Source organism: Micromonospora cynarisoli (assembly GCF_030518815.1).
Lineage (GTDB): Bacteria > Actinomycetota > Actinomycetes > Mycobacteriales > Micromonosporaceae > Micromonospora > Micromonospora wenchangensis.
The window spans coordinates 1,922,944-1,941,086 of record NZ_CP130426.1 but is presented as its reverse complement, the minus strand read 5'-3'; the positions used below and the strand labels follow the sequence as shown (position 1 = coordinate 1,941,086).

16 protein-coding genes and 1 riboswitch are annotated in these 18,143 nt (G+C 72.2%); of the genes, 7 read left to right on the top strand and 9 right to left on the bottom strand.

The window, feature by feature from the left end; genetic code table 11:
- Positions 1 to 2: 2 nt before the first annotated feature.
- Together Q2K16_RS08075 and Q2K16_RS08070 are read left to right on the top strand one after the other, a co-directional pair.
- Positions 3 to 362 carry a nuclear transport factor 2 family protein gene (locus Q2K16_RS08075; protein WP_302744489.1) on the top strand — a complete coding sequence of 120 codons (360 nt, stop codon included), beginning with the start codon at positions 3 to 5 and terminating at the stop codon, positions 360 to 362.
- 24 nt (positions 363 to 386) lie between these two features.
- A complete protein-coding gene (locus Q2K16_RS08070) occupies positions 387 to 788 on the top strand; it encodes an allene oxide cyclase barrel-like domain-containing protein (RefSeq protein WP_302744488.1) in 402 nt (133 codons plus the stop codon).
- 33 nt (positions 789 to 821) lie between these two features.
- Here Q2K16_RS08070 and Q2K16_RS08065 read toward each other — a convergent pair whose 3' ends face one another.
- Complete coding sequence (locus Q2K16_RS08065; RefSeq protein WP_168222457.1) at positions 822 to 2,207, bottom strand: short-chain fatty acyl-CoA regulator family protein; 1,386 nt, start codon at positions 2,205 to 2,207, stop codon at positions 822 to 824.
- A 238-nt stretch (positions 2,208 to 2,445) separates the two neighbouring features.
- Between Q2K16_RS08065 and aceA the strand changes: the two genes are divergently transcribed.
- The 3 genes from aceA (at position 2,446) to Q2K16_RS08050 (ending at position 7,331) form a co-directional block, all read left to right on the top strand.
- Positions 2,446 to 3,717: an isocitrate lyase gene (gene aceA / locus Q2K16_RS08060; RefSeq protein WP_302744486.1), complete on the top strand. Its 1,272-nt coding sequence runs from the start codon at positions 2,446 to 2,448 to the stop codon at positions 3,715 to 3,717.
- On the top strand, positions 3,714 to 5,321 hold the full coding sequence (aceB, locus tag Q2K16_RS08055) for a malate synthase A (RefSeq protein ID WP_302744485.1): 1,608 nt from the start codon (positions 3,714 to 3,716) through the stop codon (positions 5,319 to 5,321). Before aceA ends, aceB begins: the two co-directional genes overlap by 4 nt.
- Positions 5,322 to 5,699: 378 nt before the next feature.
- Positions 5,700 to 7,331: an ABC-F family ATP-binding cassette domain-containing protein gene (locus tag Q2K16_RS08050; protein ID WP_302744484.1), complete on the top strand. Its 1,632-nt coding sequence runs from the start codon at positions 5,700 to 5,702 to the stop codon at positions 7,329 to 7,331.
- A 63-nt stretch (positions 7,332 to 7,394) separates the two neighbouring features.
- On the opposite strand, the gene Q2K16_RS08045 is transcribed toward Q2K16_RS08050, so the two are convergent.
- From Q2K16_RS08045 to Q2K16_RS08035, 3 genes are all read right to left on the bottom strand, one after another.
- Entirely contained in the window at positions 7,395 to 8,372 is a 978-nt protein-coding gene (locus Q2K16_RS08045; protein ID WP_302746402.1) for a ribonucleotide-diphosphate reductase subunit beta, read from the bottom strand.
- A 53-nt stretch (positions 8,373 to 8,425) separates the two neighbouring features.
- Positions 8,426 to 10,801 carry a ribonucleoside-diphosphate reductase subunit alpha gene (locus Q2K16_RS08040; protein ID WP_302744483.1) on the bottom strand — a complete coding sequence of 792 codons (2,376 nt, stop codon included), beginning with the start codon at positions 10,799 to 10,801 and terminating at the stop codon, positions 8,426 to 8,428.
- A gap of 120 nt (positions 10,802 to 10,921) precedes the next feature.
- Positions 10,922 to 11,136: riboswitch (cobalamin riboswitch) on the bottom strand.
- A gap of 27 nt (positions 11,137 to 11,163) precedes the next feature.
- Complete coding sequence (locus Q2K16_RS08035; protein ID WP_302744482.1) at positions 11,164 to 12,051, bottom strand: helix-turn-helix transcriptional regulator; 888 nt, start codon at positions 12,049 to 12,051, stop codon at positions 11,164 to 11,166.
- Positions 12,052 to 12,178: 127 nt separating this feature from the next.
- On the opposite strand from Q2K16_RS08035, the gene Q2K16_RS08030 reads away from it, so the two are divergent.
- Together Q2K16_RS08030 and Q2K16_RS08025 are read left to right on the top strand one after the other, a co-directional pair.
- On the top strand, positions 12,179 to 13,081 hold the full coding sequence (locus Q2K16_RS08030; RefSeq protein ID WP_302744481.1) for an oxidoreductase: 903 nt from the start codon (positions 12,179 to 12,181) through the stop codon (positions 13,079 to 13,081).
- 55 nt (positions 13,082 to 13,136) lie between these two features.
- Positions 13,137 to 13,856, top strand: a complete 720-nt coding sequence (locus Q2K16_RS08025) for a hypothetical protein (RefSeq protein WP_302744480.1) — start codon at positions 13,137 to 13,139, stop codon at positions 13,854 to 13,856.
- A gap of 87 nt (positions 13,857 to 13,943) precedes the next feature.
- On the opposite strand, the gene Q2K16_RS08020 is transcribed toward Q2K16_RS08025, so the two are convergent.
- The 5 genes from Q2K16_RS08020 to Q2K16_RS08000 form a co-directional block, all read right to left on the bottom strand.
- On the bottom strand, positions 13,944 to 14,330 hold the full coding sequence (locus Q2K16_RS08020) for a hypothetical protein (RefSeq protein ID WP_302744479.1): 387 nt from the start codon (positions 14,328 to 14,330) through the stop codon (positions 13,944 to 13,946).
- A 26-nt stretch (positions 14,331 to 14,356) separates the two neighbouring features.
- Complete coding sequence (locus Q2K16_RS08015) at positions 14,357 to 14,683, bottom strand: hypothetical protein (RefSeq protein WP_302744478.1); 327 nt, start codon at positions 14,681 to 14,683, stop codon at positions 14,357 to 14,359.
- A gap of 98 nt (positions 14,684 to 14,781) precedes the next feature.
- Entirely contained in the window at positions 14,782 to 16,572 is a 1,791-nt protein-coding gene (locus Q2K16_RS08010; protein ID WP_302744477.1) for a sensor histidine kinase, read from the bottom strand.
- On the bottom strand, positions 16,569 to 17,258 hold the full coding sequence (locus Q2K16_RS08005) for a response regulator transcription factor (protein ID WP_302744476.1): 690 nt from the start codon (positions 17,256 to 17,258) through the stop codon (positions 16,569 to 16,571). The genes Q2K16_RS08010 and Q2K16_RS08005 overlap by 4 nt, the downstream gene beginning before the upstream one ends.
- A gap of 231 nt (positions 17,259 to 17,489) precedes the next feature.
- Positions 17,490 to 18,053 (bottom strand): hypothetical protein, encoded by a 564-nt coding sequence (locus tag Q2K16_RS08000; RefSeq protein ID WP_302744475.1) that lies wholly within the window; start codon positions 18,051 to 18,053, stop codon positions 17,490 to 17,492.
- Positions 18,054 to 18,143: the final 90 nt, after the last annotated feature.

The following is an 18,143-nucleotide window of genomic DNA, read 5'->3' as shown; positions in this document are numbered from 1 at the left end:
CCATGACCGACACCAGCCCGGTGGCGGCGTTCTTCGCCGCCTGTGACGCCGACGACCTGGACGCCGCCGCCGACTGCTTCGCCCCCGACGGGGTGTGGATCGTCGCCGCCGGCCCCGAGCCGGGCCACACCTACCACCGCAAGGAGATACCCGGGTTCCTCGCCGAGATCATCGGCAAGCGCGACGAACTCGACGCCGCCGGCGCCCGGATGGTGTACGGCGACCGCGTCGTCGTGGCGGACCGGGAGTTCCTGGAGTTCCGCTGCGAGTCCGCGACCGGCGAGGTGCTCGAACGGGGCGTGGACGTGTTCACGCTGCGTGACGGCAAGATCCTGGTCAAGGACGTCTTCCGTAAGGCCTGACCCCACCACGGAAAAGAGGCGACCATGTACGACAACCTCCACGAGATCCTCACCTCGTTCGGTGCCGACATCGACTTCGAGAACCCGAAGCTCGGGCAGAGCGGGTGGTACAAGGCGGACCTGGTGGTCCCGGACGAGGGCCGGGTGGGCACCGTCGACGGCGGGTACCGGCTGGTCCTGCACCGTGGGTCCGACGGGATGCCGATGGTGCACCTGTCGGAGACGCTGTCGTTTCCGCAGGGGGACGTGCACGTGCAGGCGTGGGCGGAGTTCCCCAACCTGAGCAACGGCGACTGGTTGTACTGCCCGGCGGTGGGGATCAGCGGGGAGCTGACCGGCCGGCAGGGCTTCCGCCAGTGGCGGCCGGTGGAACTGGGCAAGCTCGCCGAGGCCAAGGTGATCTTCTATACCAGCCCGACCTCGTGACGCCCGCCCGCCGGTCCCGGCCCGCCGCCGGGGTCAGCCCTTCAACGGGTACGGGATGAAGGTGCTGCGGTTCTCGTCCAGGTCGAGCCGGCCGCTGATCGGCGCGGCGGCCCGCTGCGGGCAGGTCATCCGCTCGCAGGTCTTGCATCCCGGGCCGATCGAGGTGACGGCGTCGGCGTCGTACAGGTCGATGCCCCGGGAGTAGACCAGCCGGTCGGCGTGCCGGATCTCGCAGCCGAGCCCGATCGCGTAGACCTTGCCGGGCTGGTTGTAGCCGCCGTGGTGCCGGGTGATGGTGCGGGCGATCCACAGGTAGCGCTGCCCGTCGGGCATCGCGGCCACCTGCACCACCACCCGGCCGGGCGCGCTGAACGCCTCGTAGACGTTCCACAGCGGACAGGTGCCGCCGGTGAGCGAGAACGGGAAACCGGTGGCGGACTGGCGTTTGGACAGGTTGCCGGCCCGGTCGACCCGGACGAACGAGAACGGCACCCCGCGCGCCCGGGGCCGTTGCAGGGTGCTGAGCCGGTGGCAGACGGTCTCCCAGCCCATCGTGAAGTGCTGGGTGAGCAGGTCGATGTCGTACCTGTGCTGTTCGGCCGCCGCGAGGAACGGCCCGTACGGCAGGATCAGCGCGGCGGCGAAGTAGTTGGCCAGGCCGACCCGGGTGAGGATCTGGGTCTGCGGGTCGTCGAACCGTTCCTCCTCCACGATCTCGTCGATCACGTCGGCGTACTCCAGCAGGGCGATCTGCGCCGCCATCCGCATCGCCTCCTGCCCGGCGCGCAGCGACGTCGACAGGTGCAGGGTGCGGGTCTGCGGCCGGTAGCGGTGCAGCTCGTCGCCGAGCAGGGTGGCGTCGTCGCGGCGTACCTGCACGCCGTGCCGCTGGGCGAGCCGGTCCTGGAGGGTGGACCGGACCTCGCCGCGGCGCATCCCGATCGTCGCGGCGAGCCGTTCGGCCGCCTCGTCCAGATCCGGCACGTAGTTCTGCCGCCGGTAGAAGAACTCGGTCACCCGGTCGTGCGGGCTGCGCCCGACCGTCTCCCGGTCGCCCAGCAGCTCGGCGAGCTGCTCGTCGGCCTGCCGGTAGCGGCGGTGCAGGTCGAGCACGGCCTCCGCGACCTCGGGCAGCCGGGTGGCGAGTTCGGTGAGGTCGGCGACGCCCGGCCGGCCGGGCAGCGCCTCGCGCAGCCCGGCGACCAGCCGGGGTGTGTCCCGGGGGGCGAAGACCGTCGGGTCGACCCCGAACACCTCGGTGATGCGCATCAGCACCGGCACGGTCAGCGGCCGGGTGTCGTGCTCGATCTGGTTGAGGTAGCTGGGCGAGATGTTGAGCAGCCGGGCCAGCCGGGACTGGCTCAACGCGCGGTCCTCACGCATCCGGCGCAGCCGGGCACCCGCGAAGGTCTTGCTCACCACGCTCACCTCCCCGCTGCTCTTTCGGCAGCCCAGCCCCCTTGGCAGAGTGCGAATATACCTGTTCGCAACTTCGCAGAACCGGGCGTGAACTTCTCAGAACTTGGCTTCTTCCGTCCCTCGACCACGCCCCGGACCCCGTGTGACCGTGGGTGACACGCCGGCCGGGCGACGCGTCCGCACCGCCGGACGGCACGACGGCCGGTGCCGGCGTCACGACATCCGAGGAGACGAGATCATGCAGAACGCCGTGGAGCGGTTGCGTACCGAGTGGGAGACCGACCCCCGCTGGCGGGGGGTGCGCCGCAGCTACCGCGCCGAGGACGTGGTCCGCCTGCGGGGGGCCGTCCAGGAGGAGCACACCCTGGCCCGGCGTGGGGCGGAGCGGCTGTGGCGGCTGCTGCACACCGAGGACTACATCCACGCCCTGGGCGCGCTCACCGGCAACCAGGCCGTGCAGATGGTCCGGGCCGGTCTCAAGGCCATCTACCTCTCCGGCTGGCAGGTGGCCGCCGACGCCAACCTCGCCGGGCACACCTACCCCGACCAGAGCCTCTACCCGGCCAACTCGGTGCCCGCCGTGGTGCGTCGGATCAACAACGCGCTGCTGCGCGCCGGGCAGATCACCACCGCCGAGGGCGACGACGACGGCATCGACTGGCTCGCGCCGATCGTCGCCGACGCCGAGGCCGGCTTCGGTGGCCCGCTCAACGCCTACGAGCTGATGACCGCCATGATCGGGGCAGGCGCGGCGGGCGTGCACTGGGAGGACCAACTCGCCGCCGAGAAGAAATGCGGCCACCTGGGCGGCAAGGTGCTCGTCCCGACCGGCCAACACGTGCGCACCCTGGAGGCGGCGCGGCTCGCCGCCGACGTGGCCGGGGTGCCGTCGGTGGTGATCGCCCGCACCGACGCGCAGGCCGCCACACTGCTCACCACCGACGTCGACGAGCGGGACCGGCCGTTCGTCACCGGCGAGCGCACCGCCGAGGGGTTCTACCGGGTGCGCAACGGCATCGAGCCGTGCATCGCCCGGGGCCTGGCCTACGCCCCGCACGCCGACCTGCTGTGGATGGAGACCTCCACCCCCGACCTGGAGGTGGCCCGCCGCTTCGCCGAGGCGGTCAAGGCCGAGTACCCGGACCAGCTCCTCGCCTACAACTGCTCGCCGTCGTTCAACTGGCGCAAACACCTCGACGACTCGACCATCGCGAAGTTCCAGCGGGAACTCGGCCACCTGGGCTACCGGTTCCAGTTCATCACCCTCGCCGGCTTCCACGCCCTCAACTACTCGATGTTCGACCTGGCCCGGGGCTACGCCGCCGAGGGGATGTCCGCCTACGTGGCGTTGCAGGAACGCGAGTTCGCCGCCGAGCCGGCCGGCTACACCGCCGTCAAACACCAGCGCGAGGTCGGCACCGGCTACTTCGACCTGATCAGCACCGTGCTCAACCCGGCCGCCGAGACCACCGCCCTGCGCGGCTCCACCGAAGAGGAGCAGTTCGCATGAGATACGAGATCGTCGGCCCGCTGGCCGACCGGTTCGACGAGGTCCTCACCCCTGCGGCGCTGGAGTTCCTGGTGGCGCTGGACAGCGAGTTCGCCGCCCGCCGGGTGACCCTGCTGGACACCCGCCGGGCCCGTCGGGACCGCTACGCCACCGGCCAGTTCCCCGACTTCCTGCCGGAGACCGCCGCGATCCGGGCCGACCCCGACTGGCGGGTGGCCCCGCCCGCGCCGGGACTTGAGGACCGGCGGGTCGAGATCACCGGGCCGACCGACCGGAAGATGACTGTCAACGCGCTCAACTCCGGGGCCCGGGTGTGGCTCGCCGACTTCGAGGACGCCACGGCACCGACCTGGCACAACGTCATCTCCGGTCAGCTCAACCTGATCGACGCCCTGGACCGGCGCATCGACTTCACCGACCCGCGCGGCAAGCGGTACGCCCTCGGCGCACAACTCGCCACGATCGTCGTCCGGCCGCGCGGCTGGCACCTGGTGGAGAAGGGCATCGTGGTGGACGGCCGGCCCATCTCGGCCAGCCTGGTCGACTTCGGGCTCCACCTGTTCCACTGTGCGCAGCGGCAGCTCGACGCCGGTGCCGGGCCGTACTTCTACCTGCCGAAGCTGGAAGGGCACCGGGAGGCGCGGCTGTGGAACGACATCTTCCTCTTCGCCCAGCAGCGCCTGGGCCTGCCCCGGGGCACCATCCGGGCGACCACGCTGATCGAGACGATCACCGCCGCCTTCGAGATGGAGGAGATCCTCTACGAGCTGCGGGAACACTCGGCGGGGCTGAACGCCGGCAGGTGGGACTACATCTTCAGCGTGATCAAGAACTTCGGGCAGTGGACCGACTTCGTCCTGCCCGACCGGTCCGAGGTCACCATGACGGTGCCGTTCATGCGCGCGTACACCGAACTGCTGGTGGCGACCTGCCACCGGCGCGGGGCGCACGCGATCGGCGGAATGGCCGCGTTCATCCCGAGCCGGGACCCGCAGGTCAACGAGGTGGCCCTCGACCGGGTCCGGGCCGACAAGCGGCGTGAGGCCGGCGACGGGTTCGACGGCTCGTGGGTGGCCCACCCGGGCCTGGTCGACACCTGCCGCCGGGAGTTCGACGCGGTGCTCGGCGACCGCCCGCACCAGCTCGACCGGCTGCGGGACGACGTCGCGGTGACCGCCGCGGACCTGCTCGCCGTCGACAAGACCCCCGGTCGGGTCACCGCCGCCGGGGTGCGGGCCAACATCGCCGTCGCGGTGCGCTACGTCGACGCGTGGCTCGGCGGCACCGGCGCGGTGGCGCTGGGCAACCTGATGGAGGACGCGGCCACCGCCGAGATCGCCCGCTGCCAGGTCTGGCAGTGGCTGCACCACGGCACCCCGCTGGCCGACGGCGGCTGCGTGACCGAAGACCTGGTCCGGTCGATCCTCGCGGAGGAGTTGGCCGCCCTGGTCGCCGGGCGCGACGGCGTCGACCGGGAACGGGCCGACCGGGCGGCGCGGATCGTCGAGGACACCGCCCTCGGCGAGGATCTGCCCGCGTTCTTCACCACCGGCGCGTACGCCCGGCACCTCGGCCCGGTCCGGCGGCCCGTGCCGGTGGGCTGACGCGGCACTGCGCGGCCGGGAGACGGCTCGACGGCCCCCTCCCGGCCGGCGGCTGCACCCCTGCCGGGTGGTGCGCCTCGACGAACGGCACCACTACGACATCGAGGCGGGCGGCGGTGAGGTGCGGGTCGTCGCCCGGATCGGGTCGGTGCTGTCGACGCTGGCCACCCGGCCGGCGGCTTCACCGACCGGGTTATCCTGGTCCGGTCGACCAGGACAGGGAGTAAATCGTGGCAGGTGACGACGACATCTCCGGGTGACCACCCGGCTGCGGTGACCGACGGCGGATGACCGCCCCGTCGCGTCGCCCCTGTCGTCCTGCCCTGCTCATCCCGGGCAGCGCCCGCGCGCCCGGATCACCTGTCTCCGAGGTCCGTCATGTCCGACAGTTTCGTCGTCTGCTCCCACCTGTCCTTCTCCTGGCCGGATGACACCCCGGTCGTCGAGGACCTGTCGTTCTCCCTTCCCGGTGGCCGTACCGGCCTGGTCGCGGCGAACGGGGCCGGCAAGTCCACCCTGCTGAGGCTCATCGCCGGCGAACTGCGTCCCACCGGGGGCAGCGTCACCGTCGAGGGGGTGCTGGGCTACCTGCCGCAGCACCTGCCCTTCGCGATGCGGCAGACCGTCGCCGAGGTGCTCGGGGTCGACCGCGTCGTCGCCGCGCTGCACGCCATCGAGGCCGGTGACGCCGCCGAGGAGCACTTCACCACCGTCGGCGACGACTGGGACGTCGAGGACCGCACCCGCGTCGCCCTCGACCGGCTCGGCCTGACCGGGGTCACGCTGGACCGCCGGCTCGGCACCCTCAGCGGCGGCGAGGTGGTATCCCTCGGCCTCGCCGCCGAACTGCTCAAACGACCCGACGTGCTGCTGCTCGACGAGCCCACCAACAACCTCGACCGGCCGGCGCGGGCACGACTGCTCGCCGTGCTGCGGTCCTGGCCGGGCGCGCTGCTCGTGGTCAGCCACGACCGGGCGCTGCTGGACGAGATGGACCGCATCGCCGCCCTCGACCACGGCGAGATCCGCTGGTACGGCGGCAACTTCACCCACCACGAGCAGGTGGTACGGGCCGAGCGGGAGGTCGCCGAGCGGCAGCTGCGTCAGGCCGAGCAGGACGTGAAGCGGCAGAAGCGGGAACTCCAGCAGGCCCGCGAGCGGGCCGCCCGTCGGGCCTCGACCGCCGCCCGGAACCTGTCCGACGCGGGGCTGCCCCGGATCGTCGCCGGCAACCTCAAGCGGGACGCGCAGGTGTCGGCGGGCCGGGCCGACGACGTGCACACCGCCCGGGTCACCGACGCCCAGGCCCGGCTGGACCAGGCGAGCGGCGCGGCCCGCCGCGACGACCAGCTCGTCCTCGACCTGCCCGACACCACGGTGCCCGCCGGTCGCACCGTCTTCGTCGGCCACGGGATGCGGGCCGGCTACGCGGGCCGGCAGGTCTTCGCCGGCGACGGGATCGACCTGACCGTCAGGGGTCCCGAGCGGATCGCCCTGACCGGGCCCAACGGCGCGGGCAAGTCGACGCTGCTGCGGCTGGTCGGTGGCCGACAGGAGCCGGACGCGGGTACCGTCGCGCGGGCGTCGGGGCGGGTGGCGTACCTGTCACAGCGCCTCGACCTGCTCGACCCGACCCGGACGGTCGCGGAGAACCTCGCCGGGTTCGCCCCGTCGCGGACCGAGGCGGAGCGGATGAACCTGCTGGCCCGGTTCCTGTTCCGGGGTGCCCGCGTCCACCTGCCGGCGGGGGTGCTCTCCGGCGGTGAGCTGCTGCGCGCCACCCTGGCCTGCCTCCTGTTCGCCTCGCCGGCACCGCACCTGCTGCTGCTCGACGAGCCGACCAACAACCTGGACCTGGTCAGCGTGGCCCAGTTGGAGAGCGCCCTGCTGGCGTACCGGGGGGCGTTCGTGGTGGTCAGCCACGACGACCGGTTCCTGGCCGGGATCGCCGTGGACCGTTGGCTCCGGCTGGCCGACGGCCGGCTCTCCGAGACCGGACCCACGACGTGATCCGGCCCGGCGGCCCGGTCCGGGGGGTCGGACACCCCACCGGACCGGGCCACCATGGGCGCGTCAGAAGTCGTCGTCGAAGCTGACGCTGCCGCTGACCCCCACCTGGTAGGCCGACACCCGGCGCTCGAAGAAGTTCGACAGCTCCTGCACGTCCTGCAGATCCATGAACGCGAACGGGTTCTGCGCGCCGTAGCGCGGCGCGATGCCGAGCTGGGCGAGCCGCCGGTCGGCGACGTGCTCCAGGTAGGCCCGCATGTCCGCAAGCGACAGCCCCGACACCCCCTGGTCGAGCAGATCCTCGGCGAACTGCACCTCGCACTCGACGGCCTCGGCGAGCATCTCGGTCACCTGACGTTCCAGGTCGGCGTCGAACAGGTCCGGCTCCTCCCGCCTGGCGGTCTCCACCACGTCGAAGGCGAACGCCATGTGCATCGACTCGTCGCGGAACACCCAGTTGGTGCCCGACGCCAACCCGTTGAGCAGACCCCGGGACCGCAGGAAGTAGACGTAGGCGAACGCGCCGTAGAAGAACAGCCCCTCGATGCAGGCGGCGAAACAGATCAGGTTGAGCAGGAACGCCCGCCGGTCCGCACGGGTACGCAGCTCCCGCAGCTCGAAGACCGAGTCGATCCAGCGGAAGCAGAACTCGGCCTTGCGCCGGATCGACGGGATGTTCTCGATGGCGGCGAACGCGGCGAACCGTTCCTGCTCGTCGGGGACGTACGTGTCGAGCAGGTTCAGGTAGAACTGTACGTGCACGGCTTCCTCGAACAGCTGCCGGGACAGGTAGAGCCGGCCCTCCGGGGAGTTGACGTGCTGGTAGAGGTTGAGCACCAGGTTGTTGGCGACGATCGTGTCACCGGTGGCGAAGAACGCCACCAGGCGGGACACCAGGTGCCGTTCGGCAGGCGACAGCCGTTCCAGGTCGGCCAGGTCGGAGTGCAGGTCGACCTCCTCCACCGTCCAGGTGTTGCGGATGGCGTCCCGGAACCGGTCGAAGAAGTGCGGGTAGCGCATCGGCCGGAGGGTGAGGTCCATGCCGGGGTCGAGCAGCAGCTGCCGCCCGGCGGTGCGGGATTCGTCGACGGTGGTCACTGGCACGCCTCGCAGCTCTCGGGGTTCTCCAGGGAACAGGCCAGCGCCTCGGCGTCGGCCGCGGCGACCGGGGCGACGGCGACGGTGGCCTGCTGGATCCGGGTCGCCGGACGCGACCGCAGGTAGTAGGTGGTCTTCAGCCCGGACTTCCAGGCGTGCAGGTACATCGAGGACAGCTTGCCGATGGTCGGCGCGCTGAGGAACAGGTTCAGCGACTGCGACTGGTCGATGTACGGCGCCCGCGCGGCGGCCAGGTCGATCAGCGCCCGCTGCGGCAGCTCCCACGCGGTACGGAACAACTCCCGCACCTCGGCGGGCAGGTCGACGATCCCCTGCACCGAACCCTCGGCCCGCTTGATCTGGTCGCGGATCTCCGACGTCCACAGCCCGCGCGCCTTCAGCTCCCGCACCAGGTACGTGTTGATCTGGAGGAACTCCCCGGACATGGTCTCGCGCTTGAACAGGTTGGACACCTGCGGCTCGATGCACTCGTAGCAGCCGGCGATCGACGCGATCGTGGCGGTCGGGGCGATCGCCACCAGCAGCGAATTGCGCAGGCCGTGCGCCGCGATCCGGGTGCGCAGCGCGGCCCACCGCGCGGTCTGGGTGGGTTCGACCCCCCACAGGTCCGGGTGCAGGTCACCCCGGGCCGCCCGGGTCTGCGCGTACGCCGGGTGCGCGCCGAACCGTTCGGCCAGACCGGTCGACGTCTCCAGGGCGGTCAGGAAGATCTCCTCCTGGACCCGGGTGGACAGCTCCCGGGCCCCGGCCGAGTCGAACGGCAGCCGCAGCGCGAACAACGCGTCCTGAAGCCCCATCAGCCCCAGCCCGACCGGCCGCCAGCGCGGGTTCGACGCCGCCGCCTGCTCGGCCGGGTAGTAGTTGATGTCGATCACCCGGTCCAGGAACACCACCGCCGTCCGGACCGTCTCGCGCAGCCTGTCCCAGTCGACGCCGTCGTCGGTGAGGTGCGCGCCCAGGTTGACCGAGCCGAGGTTGCACACCGCCGTCTCGGTGTCGCTGTTCACCTCCAGGATCTCGGTGCACAGGTTGGACAGGTGGATCGTGTTGCCCGGCACGCCCGTCTGGTTGGACAGCCGGTTCGCCGGGTCCTTGAACGTCATCCACCCGTTGCCGGTCTGCGCCAGGGTGCGCATCATCCGCCCGTACAGGTCCCGGGCCCTGACCGTGCGGACCGCCTTCTTCTCGGCGACCCGGTACGCCGCGTCGAACTCCTCGCCGTACAGGTCGGGCAGTTCGGGGGCGTCCGACGGGTCGATCAGTGACCACTCGCCGTCGGCCTCGACCCGGCGCATGAACTCGTCGGGGATCCAGTTGGCCAGGTTGAGGTTGTGGGTCCGCCGGGCCTCCTCGCCGGTGTTGTCCCGCAGTTCCAGGAACTCCTCGATGTCCGGGTGCCAGGGTTCCAGGTAGACGCAGGCCGCCCCCTTGCGCCGGCCGCCCTGGTTGACCGCCGCCACCCCGGCGTCGAGGGTCTTCAGGAACGGCACGATCCCGTTCGACCGGCCGTTGGTGCCCCGGATCAGCGCGCCCCGGCCGCGCACCCGCGACCAGGAGATGCCGATGCCGCCGGAGAACTTCGACAGCTTCGCCACCTGGTGGTAGCGCTCGTAGATCGAGTCCAGTTCGTCGCGCGGCGAGTCGACCAGGAAACACGAGGACATCTGGGTGTGCCGGGTGCCCGAGTTGAACAACGTCGGGGAACTCGGCAGGTAGGCAAGCGACGACATCAGCCGGTAGAACCCGACCGCCTCGTCGGGTGTGGTGGACAGCCCGCAGGCCACCCGCAGCAGCCAGTACTGCGGCGTCTCCACCACCAGCCGCGACTGCGGGTGCCGCAGCAGGTAACGGTCGGCCACCGTACGCAACCCGAAGTACTCGAACCGCAGGTCACCGGCCGGGTCGACGGCGTCGTCGAGCTGCCGGGCGTGCCGGGCCACGAACGCGGCGGTGTCGTCGGCGATCAGGCCGAGGCCGTGGGCGTACCGGATGGACTCGCTGAAGGAGGTGACCTCCTGCCCGCGTACCTCCTCGTCCACGTACGCGGCCAGCAGCCGGGCCGCCAGCCGGGAGTACTGCGGTTCCGTGCCGATCAGCTCCGCCGCCGTCTGGATCGACAGCTTGTCCAGCTCGGCGGTGGTCGCCCCGTCGTAGAGGCCGCTGATCGTTTTGGTGGCGACCCGCAGCGGGTCGACCTCGTCCAGGTCGGTGGCCCACCGGGCGACGGCCGTGACGATCCGGTTGACGTCCACCGGTTCGGTGTCGCCGTCGCGCTTGCGTACCCGCATCGCCGGCCGGCGTGGCTCCGCGCCGTCGACGTCGGACGGTGGGCTCTGCGCTATGTTCGTCATGACCTCTCCTCGCTGTCACCGATGGCCGTCGGACGCGGGAGAACGCCAACGGGCACGGCACGGCGGCCGGCCCGGGTGCTGGCGTCGGTCGTCCCGCGCGACCTCCGACCGCCGCGCGCAGCAGCGCACGGCGCACTGGCAGGTCTTCGGACTCGCGGGCGTGACCGGGTACCGGTCGCCTACTGGCCGTCGCTTCCCGGACCTCGTGGTCCAGTGCTCGATGACGGCTGTCGTTCCCACTTACCGCTGCGGGGCAGTCCCGGATTTCCACCGGGTTCCCTGTTGCCTCGACCGGACCACGGGGCCCGGTCGAACCAGCTGCGTGGCACACCATATATGGCGTGGATGGGGGAGAGGCAACACTAGATGTCGCGTCGGCGTGTCGGATAACTCTCATCCGACCGGCCGGTTGCCCGCAGTGACGTCAGCAGCCGCAGCGCGTCGGCGTCGGCGCTGCCCGGCTCGGCGGTGAAGACGAGCATGACCGGGCCGGGATTGCCCGGCAGTGGGTAGGTGTCCCAGTCCAGGACGATGTCACCGACCTCGGGGACCTGGAAGGTCTTGGTGCCGTTGACCGACCCGCGCACGTCGTGCCGGGACCACAGCCGGCGGAACTCGGCGCTGCGGATGCTCAGCTCGCCGACGACGGCGGTGGCCCGGGGGTGGGTGGGGTCCGTGGCGACGGCGGCGCGCATCATGCCGATGTAGTCCATGGCCTGCTGCTCCCAGGCCGCGCAGCGCCGCAGCGGGGTCGCCGCCTCGTCGAACATCAGCAGCAGCATGTTGAGCCGGTCCGGCGGGTAGCCGGCCGGGTCGCCGAGCAGCGCCACCGCCCACGTGTTCCAGGCGAGCAGGTCCAGGTGGCGGCCGAGCACCACCGCCGGGGTGTCCATCACCCGCAGCAGCCGCCTGGTGCTCTCCGGCACCCGCTCCGGGCCGTGGTCGACCCGGGCGGGCACCGGCCGGCGGGCGGCGCGGGCCAGGGCGAACAGGTGCCGGCGTTCCTCGTCGTCGAGGCCGAGCGCCGCGGCGAGCCCGTCCAGCACGTCGTCGGACGGGCGTACCTCCCGGCCCTGCTCCATCCGCTGGTAGTAGTCAGTGCTCAACCCGGCCAGCAGCGCCAGCTCCTCGCGGCGCAGCCCGGTGACCCGGCGTCGCCCGCCCGGCTCCAGGCCGACGTCGCGGGGGTGCAGCCGGCCGCGCCGGGCACGCAGGAAGTCACCGAGTTCACGGGCGTACGGGTGGGTCATGTCGCCAGTGTGGCGCGGCCCGGACCGGCGCGGGTAGGTCTGCCGGACCTAGGCAACCGGGTACGACCGGTGCCGCCCGGCCGGCCCCTAGCGTCGGCGGTCCCACCCGACCGTCAGGGAGCAGCAGATGACCTGGACCACCGACCACATCCCCGACCAGCACGGCCGCACCGCCGTCGTGACCGGTGCGAACTCCGGCCTCGGCCTGGTCACCGCCACCGCCCTGGCCCGCCGGGGGGCGCGGGTCGTGCTCGCCGTGCGCGACACCGCCGCCGGCCGGCGGGCCGCCCGCCACATCGGCGGCGACGTCGAGGTACGCGAACTCGACCTCGCCTCCCTCGCCTCGGTACGGGAGTTCGCGGCATCGCTGGCCGCCGACCGCCCGGTGCTCGACCTGCTGGTGAACAACGCCGGTGCGGTGTTGCTCGGCCCGCGCCGGACCAGCGTCGACGGCCACGAACTGCACCTCGCCACCAACCTGCTGGGGCACTTCGCGCTGACCGGTCTGCTGCTGGGCAACCTGGCTGCGGCGCGGGCGGCCCGGGTGGTCAGCCTCAGCTCGATCACCCACCGCAACGCACACCTGGACTTCACCGACCTGATGGGCGAGCACGGCTACCGGGGCGCCGGCGCGTACGGCCGGTCCAAGCTCGCCACCACCGTCTTCGGCATCGAACTGGACCGCCGGCTGCGCGCCACCGGATCGCCGGTGCTCAGCGTGCTGGCCCATCCCGGTGTCACCCGCACCAACCTGACCCCCCGGGCCTGGTCCCACCAGGGCCGGCGCGGCCTGGTGATCGCCCGGCTCGGCCTGCTGGCCACCCAACCGGTCGAGCAGGGTGCGCTGCCCCAACTGCGCGCCGCCACCGACCCGCAGGTCCACGGCGGTCAGTTCTTCGGCCCGGCCCGGTTCTTCCAAACCCGGGGGCCGGTCACCGAGGTGCGGGCCAGCCGGGAGGCCACCGACCCCGCCGTCGGCCGGCGGCTGTGGACGGCGGCCGAGGAACTGACAGGCGTCCGCTATCTCTGACGCACGGCCGCATTAGCATGGCTGCGGTCGGTGACGGCGGTGGAGACGAGGCGACATGGGATGGCTCGGGCGGGTGCTGGGCGGCGGGGGCCGGCAGGTCCAGGACGATCCGGTCCGGCAGGCGGCGCTGTCGGCCGAGGTGCGGCAGCGCTTCGGCGCGCACCTGGCCGTCCGCCCGGCCGACCAGGTGGCGGCGATGGTCCGGCTGCTCGACGACGGCGACGGCCTGGCGGTGGCGGCGTCGATCGTCGGTGAGTTCGCCGACGCGGCCCACGCGGACCTGCTGGCCCAGACGGCGGAGCTGTACCGGCGTACCGGCCAGCGGTTCCCGGTGGACCGGCGCAACTACCGGCCACTGTGGCGCGAGGCCGGTGGCCGGCTGCACTGGCCGTTGTTCGCGCTGCCGGGCGGCCTGCACCCGTACGTGCACGTGGCCGCCGCCACCAGTGTCGTCGGCACCCGGGCGGCGCAGTTCGTCCGGGCCACCGACCCCCATCCGCTGCTCGCCCGCCTGTTCGAGGTGCTCGACCTCACCACCTGCGGCTGGGAGTACGGCCGGGTGCGGGTGGACCACGACGGGGCGTCGCTTGTCGGTCGGCTGATCTCGACCACCCGGGACGTCCGGGCGGCGATGAAGGAACCCCCGCCGCTGCCGCCGTCGGTGCGGGAACTCATGCGCACCAACCGGACGGTCGACGTCTTCGACCTCACCGGCGACCGGGTGGTCGGCACGATCAACGTGGGCGGCGAACTGCGGCCGGCCCTGCTCACCTGACGTCGCCCGGGGTGGACGCCGTCGGCGTCCACCCCGGGCTGCCGGTCAGTGGTCACCCGGGCCGACGGACACGGGCCGGGTGACCGTTCAGGCCACGCGGTGCGGGGCGAACCCGTTGGAGCAGTCGGCGATGGTGACGCTCTGCGAGAAGCGCAGCGCGTCCCGCCGGGCCCACCCGTTGATCCCGGTGCTGGTGTTACGGACGAAGAACCAGAGGTCACCGGTGAGCGTGGCGCAGTGGACGTCGATGTTCTGGTTCGGGTATCCCTGGCCCTTGGGCTGGCAGTCCTGGTGCGGGTAGGCGCGGATGAAGGTTCCGTCGCCCCAGGAGATCCCGCCCCCGTTGTACAGGTCCGGGTGCTGGCCGTGGCCGTCGCAGTGTGCACTGGCCGGGCTGGCGGGTATCAGGGCCAGCACCGAGCCGCTCACGGCGAGCGTCAGCGCGGAGGCGATGGAGAGGAGCCGAGATCGCATGGAAGTCCCCTGTCGATAGGTGACGATCACTGTCCACAGAGGATCGCACGGGTCGGGTGCGACCGCACGGCGAACGGTCCCCACCGGGGCGACGCCGGCCCGACCCACGGCCCCTCGTCAGCCGAAGAGCAGGTCCAACTGGTGGTCGAGGGCGGCGGTCGCCCGCGCCGGGGTGTACTGCCCGCCGACAGGTACACCCCCAGCCCCTCCACCAGCGCCAGCAGCCCCGCCGCGGCGTCCGACGCCGCCTCCGCCCGGCCGGCGACCGCCTCCGGCAGGGTGCGCAGCGGCAGCCGGGGCTGCGGGTCCCGGGCCGAGCGCCGCGACCGCCGCCGCGACCCGGCCCCGGTCACGGACGACGGACAGCGCGAAGGCCATCATCTCAATGTAAAACGACCCGGCCGCGCCCGGAACCGGTGGCAGGCGGGCGGGACGGACGGCGGCGGTGGGTTCAGCCCCGGGCCGGGACGACGATCGGCAGTCGGACGGTGAAGGTGCTGCCCCGGCCGAGAACGCTGTCGACGCCGATCGTGCCACCGTGCGCCTCGGCCAGCTTGCGGGCGATCGACAGCCCTAGCCCGCTGCCGCCGGTGCTGCGAGTGCGGGAGTCGTCGGCCCGCCAGAACCGCTCGAAGATCCTGGCCTGGTCGGCGGCGGCGATACCGGTGCCGGTGTCGGACACGGCGATGGTGAGCTGGTCGTCGCGTACCTCCAGGCGCACGACCACCGAACCGCCCGCCGGGGTGTGCCGCACCGCGTTGGCGACGATGTTGCCGACGATCTGGCGTAGCCGGGCGCCGTCGACCGCCATCTCCACGTCGGCGCCCACCGAGGTGCCCAGCCGGACCCCGGCCGCCTCGGCCGCGCCCCGGTGCGCCTCGACGACCTGCTCCAGCAGGTCGGCCACGAAATACGGTTCACGGTGGATACGCAGGTCACCGGCGTCGGCGGCGGCCAGGTCACGCAGGTCGTCGATGATGTGTTGCAGCAGCAGCGCCTCGTCGAGCAGCAGGGTGAGCAGCTGTGTGTCGAGCTGCGCCAGGCCGTCCTGCGCGGCCTCCAGCCAGCTGCGCATGTTGGTCAACGGCGTCCGCAGCTCGTGCGCCACGTCGCTGACCATGCTCCGGCGCAGCGCCTCGGTCTGCTCGCGTCGGGCGGCGAGATCGTTGAGCGCGGTGGCCAGCATGCCGATCTCGTCGCGGGTGGTCACCGGCACCCGGGCCGGTTCGTCCATCGGCTGCCGGGTGGCGTCGGTGAGCGCCCGCAGCGGCCGGACCAGTCGCCGCCCGACCAGCACGGTGATCAGCACGGTGGCCACCAGCACCGCCCCGGTCACCTGGGCGATGCGGACCACGTTGGCCCGGGACAGGTTGAACACCGGTTCGGCGCCGCCCTGCGTCTTGTCGGTGACGAACAGCAGCGCCGGTGGCGCCACGTACGCCCGGAGCTGGGTCGTCCGGGCCTGCTGCAGGCAGCCGGCGATCTGCTCGTCGAAGCGGTCGTCGCGGCTCGGTACCGCGGTCCGGTCGGCGCGGATGTCGACCCGGGTCGGTGCGCCCAGCTCCCTGAGGCAGTTCTTGGTCAGGGTCTCCAGCTGGGCGATCCCGGCGGCCTCGCTCGGCATCGGGCGGGTCAGCTCGTCGGGCAGGCAGAACCCGACGATGCCCCGGTCCTTCGGGTCGCTCACCTGCACCGAGGCGCGACCGGCCGGGTCCACCACGACCCGCGCGTCCGCCCGGGACTCGGCACGCACGCAGCCGAGCTGCCGCTCGGCCATCTCCCGGGTGGTGCTGCTCTCCCGCTTGGTCAACCGGTACGGTCCGACCGCCCGCGGATCGACCCGCTCGGTCCCGCCGGTCAGGCCCAGGTCGACCTGCAACGGGTCGACGGTCGCCGACGGCCGGGCCGTCTGCAACGACGGGCCGTCAGGCGCGGAGTCGGCGATCACCTGCCGGTCCGGGGTCATCAGGGTGATCCGCCGTTCGAGCCGGTCGGCCCGTTCGGTGAGCACCGCGTCGACCCCGGTCCAGTCCCGGTGGGTTGCCGCGTGGTCCAGCAGCGTGTCGTAGATGCTCTTGTCGTCGGCGAGCGAGCGGCCCTGCTCCTGGCGGATTGCCCTGGTGGTCGACTGCACGGCCAGCCAGGTCGTCGCCAGGATCGCGCAGATGGCGACCAGCAGGGAGGTGGCCAGCAGCCGCACCACCAGGCTGCGGTGCAGGGGGACCCGCTGCCGCCGGGTCACGACGCGCCGGCGCTGAGCTTGTAGCCGACGCCGTAGACGGTCAGCAGCTGCTGCGGCCGGCGCGGGTTCGCCTCGATCTTGCGGCGCAGGTTCATCACGTGGACGTCGATGGTGCGTCCGGTCGACTCCCGGTCGACGCCCCGGGTGTGTTCGAGCAGCTGCACCCTGCTGAACACCCGGCCGGGCTGCCGGATCATCGCGGCGAGGATGGCGAACTCACCGGCGGTGCAGTCGACCGTGGCGTCCCCCGCGGTGACCAGGCGTCGGGACTCGTCGACGGTGAGCCGCCCGAGCCGGTGCACGGGTGACTCCTGGGGCGTCGTACGCACCCGCCGCAGCAGGGTGCGCACCCGGGCCACCAGCTCACGCGGGCTGTACGGCTTGGTCATGTAGTCGTCGGCGCCCAGGTCCAGCCCGCGCAGCAGGTCGTCCTCGGCCGACCGCGCGGTCAGCATCAGCACCGGCACGTCCGACTCCTGCCGCAGGATCCGGCAGACCTGCATGCCGTCCAGTTTCGGCAGCATCACGTCGAGCAGGAGAAGGTCGAACGACTGCTCCCGGGCCTGGCGCAGCGCCGTCTCGCCGTCGGCCACGACCGTCGCCCGGTGGCCCGCCGCGGTGAGGTAGCGGCGCAGCGCCTCGGCCTGCCGCGGATCGTCCTCCGCGAGCATCACGTGTGCGCACATGCTGGGGAATATAGAGCAGGTCAGGGGGGTCGCGGATCCGGCGGAAGGCGATGGCACCGGGCACCTCACGGTCGGTGTGCAGTTCGGCGGGCGGGTGGCGGGAAGAACCGGCGATCGTGAGAAAATGGTCATGCCCGGCCCTGACCGGTTCCTGACAAACCGGTGGCACGATGCCCTGCGGACGACCGTCGGCGGCGTCGCCGGGGTGGACGACGCCGCCGGCTGGCGCGGTCACTTCCGCTTCGCGGCGACCTCGCGTTCGCACGCCGGGGAGTACTTCAACCCCTTGGAGATCGACTCGGAGTCGTTGTTCTTTCCGCCGAAGGCCCATCCCGTGCCGTCGGCGCCCACCTCGACGTACCGGACGCCCTTGCCCTTGAGGCACTGCACGACGTCCCGGGCGAAGTCCTTCGCCTCCGGGTTGGCCGGGTCGAACTCCCACGGCGGGAGCGGCATCAGGTGCTCACAGGCCTTGGACGCCGCGCTGGTCCCCTCCGCGCCGGTGCCGTCGCTCCGCCGCTTGGTGATGTCGACGCCGTGCTCGGTCAGGCACTTCATGTACGGTTTGAGGCGTTCCTTCTTGTCCTCCGGGGTGTCGTCGAGGCGTTCCCGTGGCCGCTCGGCCTGCGGTGGCGTCGCCGACGCGGTGAGGGTGGGTGCCCCGGTCCGGAGGGTGGCCACCTCCGCCTCACCGGTCTTGCCGCCGCTGGCGGCGGGCGGGTCCCCGTCGGCGGTCGAGCACCCGCCAACCAGCAGTACGGTGCTGCACAGCGCAGCCATCAGTTGCTTCCTCATCGTCACGCCTCCGGTCAGCTCTGCGGCGATCCCGCCGGGGCAAAGCATCACCGTCGACTGTCAGGAAGCTGTTTGCCGCGACGGGTCCGC

Coding starts and splice junctions, on each gene's coding strand:
- Q2K16_RS08035 (WP_302744482.1), bottom strand. CDS start 12,051: ATGACCCACCCGTACGCCCGTGAACTCGGTGACTTCCTGCGTGCCCGG.
- Q2K16_RS08050 (WP_302744484.1), top strand. CDS start 5,700: ATGTCCGACAGTTTCGTCGTCTGCTCCCACCTGTCCTTCTCCTGGCCG.
- Q2K16_RS08005 (WP_302744476.1), bottom strand. CDS start 17,258: ATGTGCGCACACGTGATGCTCGCGGAGGACGATCCGCGGCAGGCCGAG.
- aceB (WP_302744485.1), top strand. CDS start 3,714: ATGAGATACGAGATCGTCGGCCCGCTGGCCGACCGGTTCGACGAGGTC.
- Q2K16_RS08020 (WP_302744479.1), bottom strand. CDS start 14,330: ATGCGATCTCGGCTCCTCTCCATCGCCTCCGCGCTGACGCTCGCCGTG.
- aceA (WP_302744486.1), top strand. CDS start 2,446: ATGCAGAACGCCGTGGAGCGGTTGCGTACCGAGTGGGAGACCGACCCC.
- Q2K16_RS08070 (WP_302744488.1), top strand. CDS start 387: ATGTACGACAACCTCCACGAGATCCTCACCTCGTTCGGTGCCGACATC.
- Q2K16_RS08045 (WP_302746402.1), bottom strand. CDS start 8,372: ATGGACCTCACCCTCCGGCCGATGCGCTACCCGCACTTCTTCGACCGG.
- Q2K16_RS08025 (WP_302744480.1), top strand. CDS start 13,137: ATGGGATGGCTCGGGCGGGTGCTGGGCGGCGGGGGCCGGCAGGTCCAG.
- Q2K16_RS08030 (WP_302744481.1), top strand. CDS start 12,179: ATGACCTGGACCACCGACCACATCCCCGACCAGCACGGCCGCACCGCC.
- Q2K16_RS08075 (WP_302744489.1), top strand. CDS start 3: ATGACCGACACCAGCCCGGTGGCGGCGTTCTTCGCCGCCTGTGACGCC.
- Q2K16_RS08000 (WP_302744475.1), bottom strand. CDS start 18,053: ATGAGGAAGCAACTGATGGCTGCGCTGTGCAGCACCGTACTGCTGGTT.
- Q2K16_RS08040 (WP_302744483.1), bottom strand. CDS start 10,801: ATGACGAACATAGCGCAGAGCCCACCGTCCGACGTCGACGGCGCGGAG.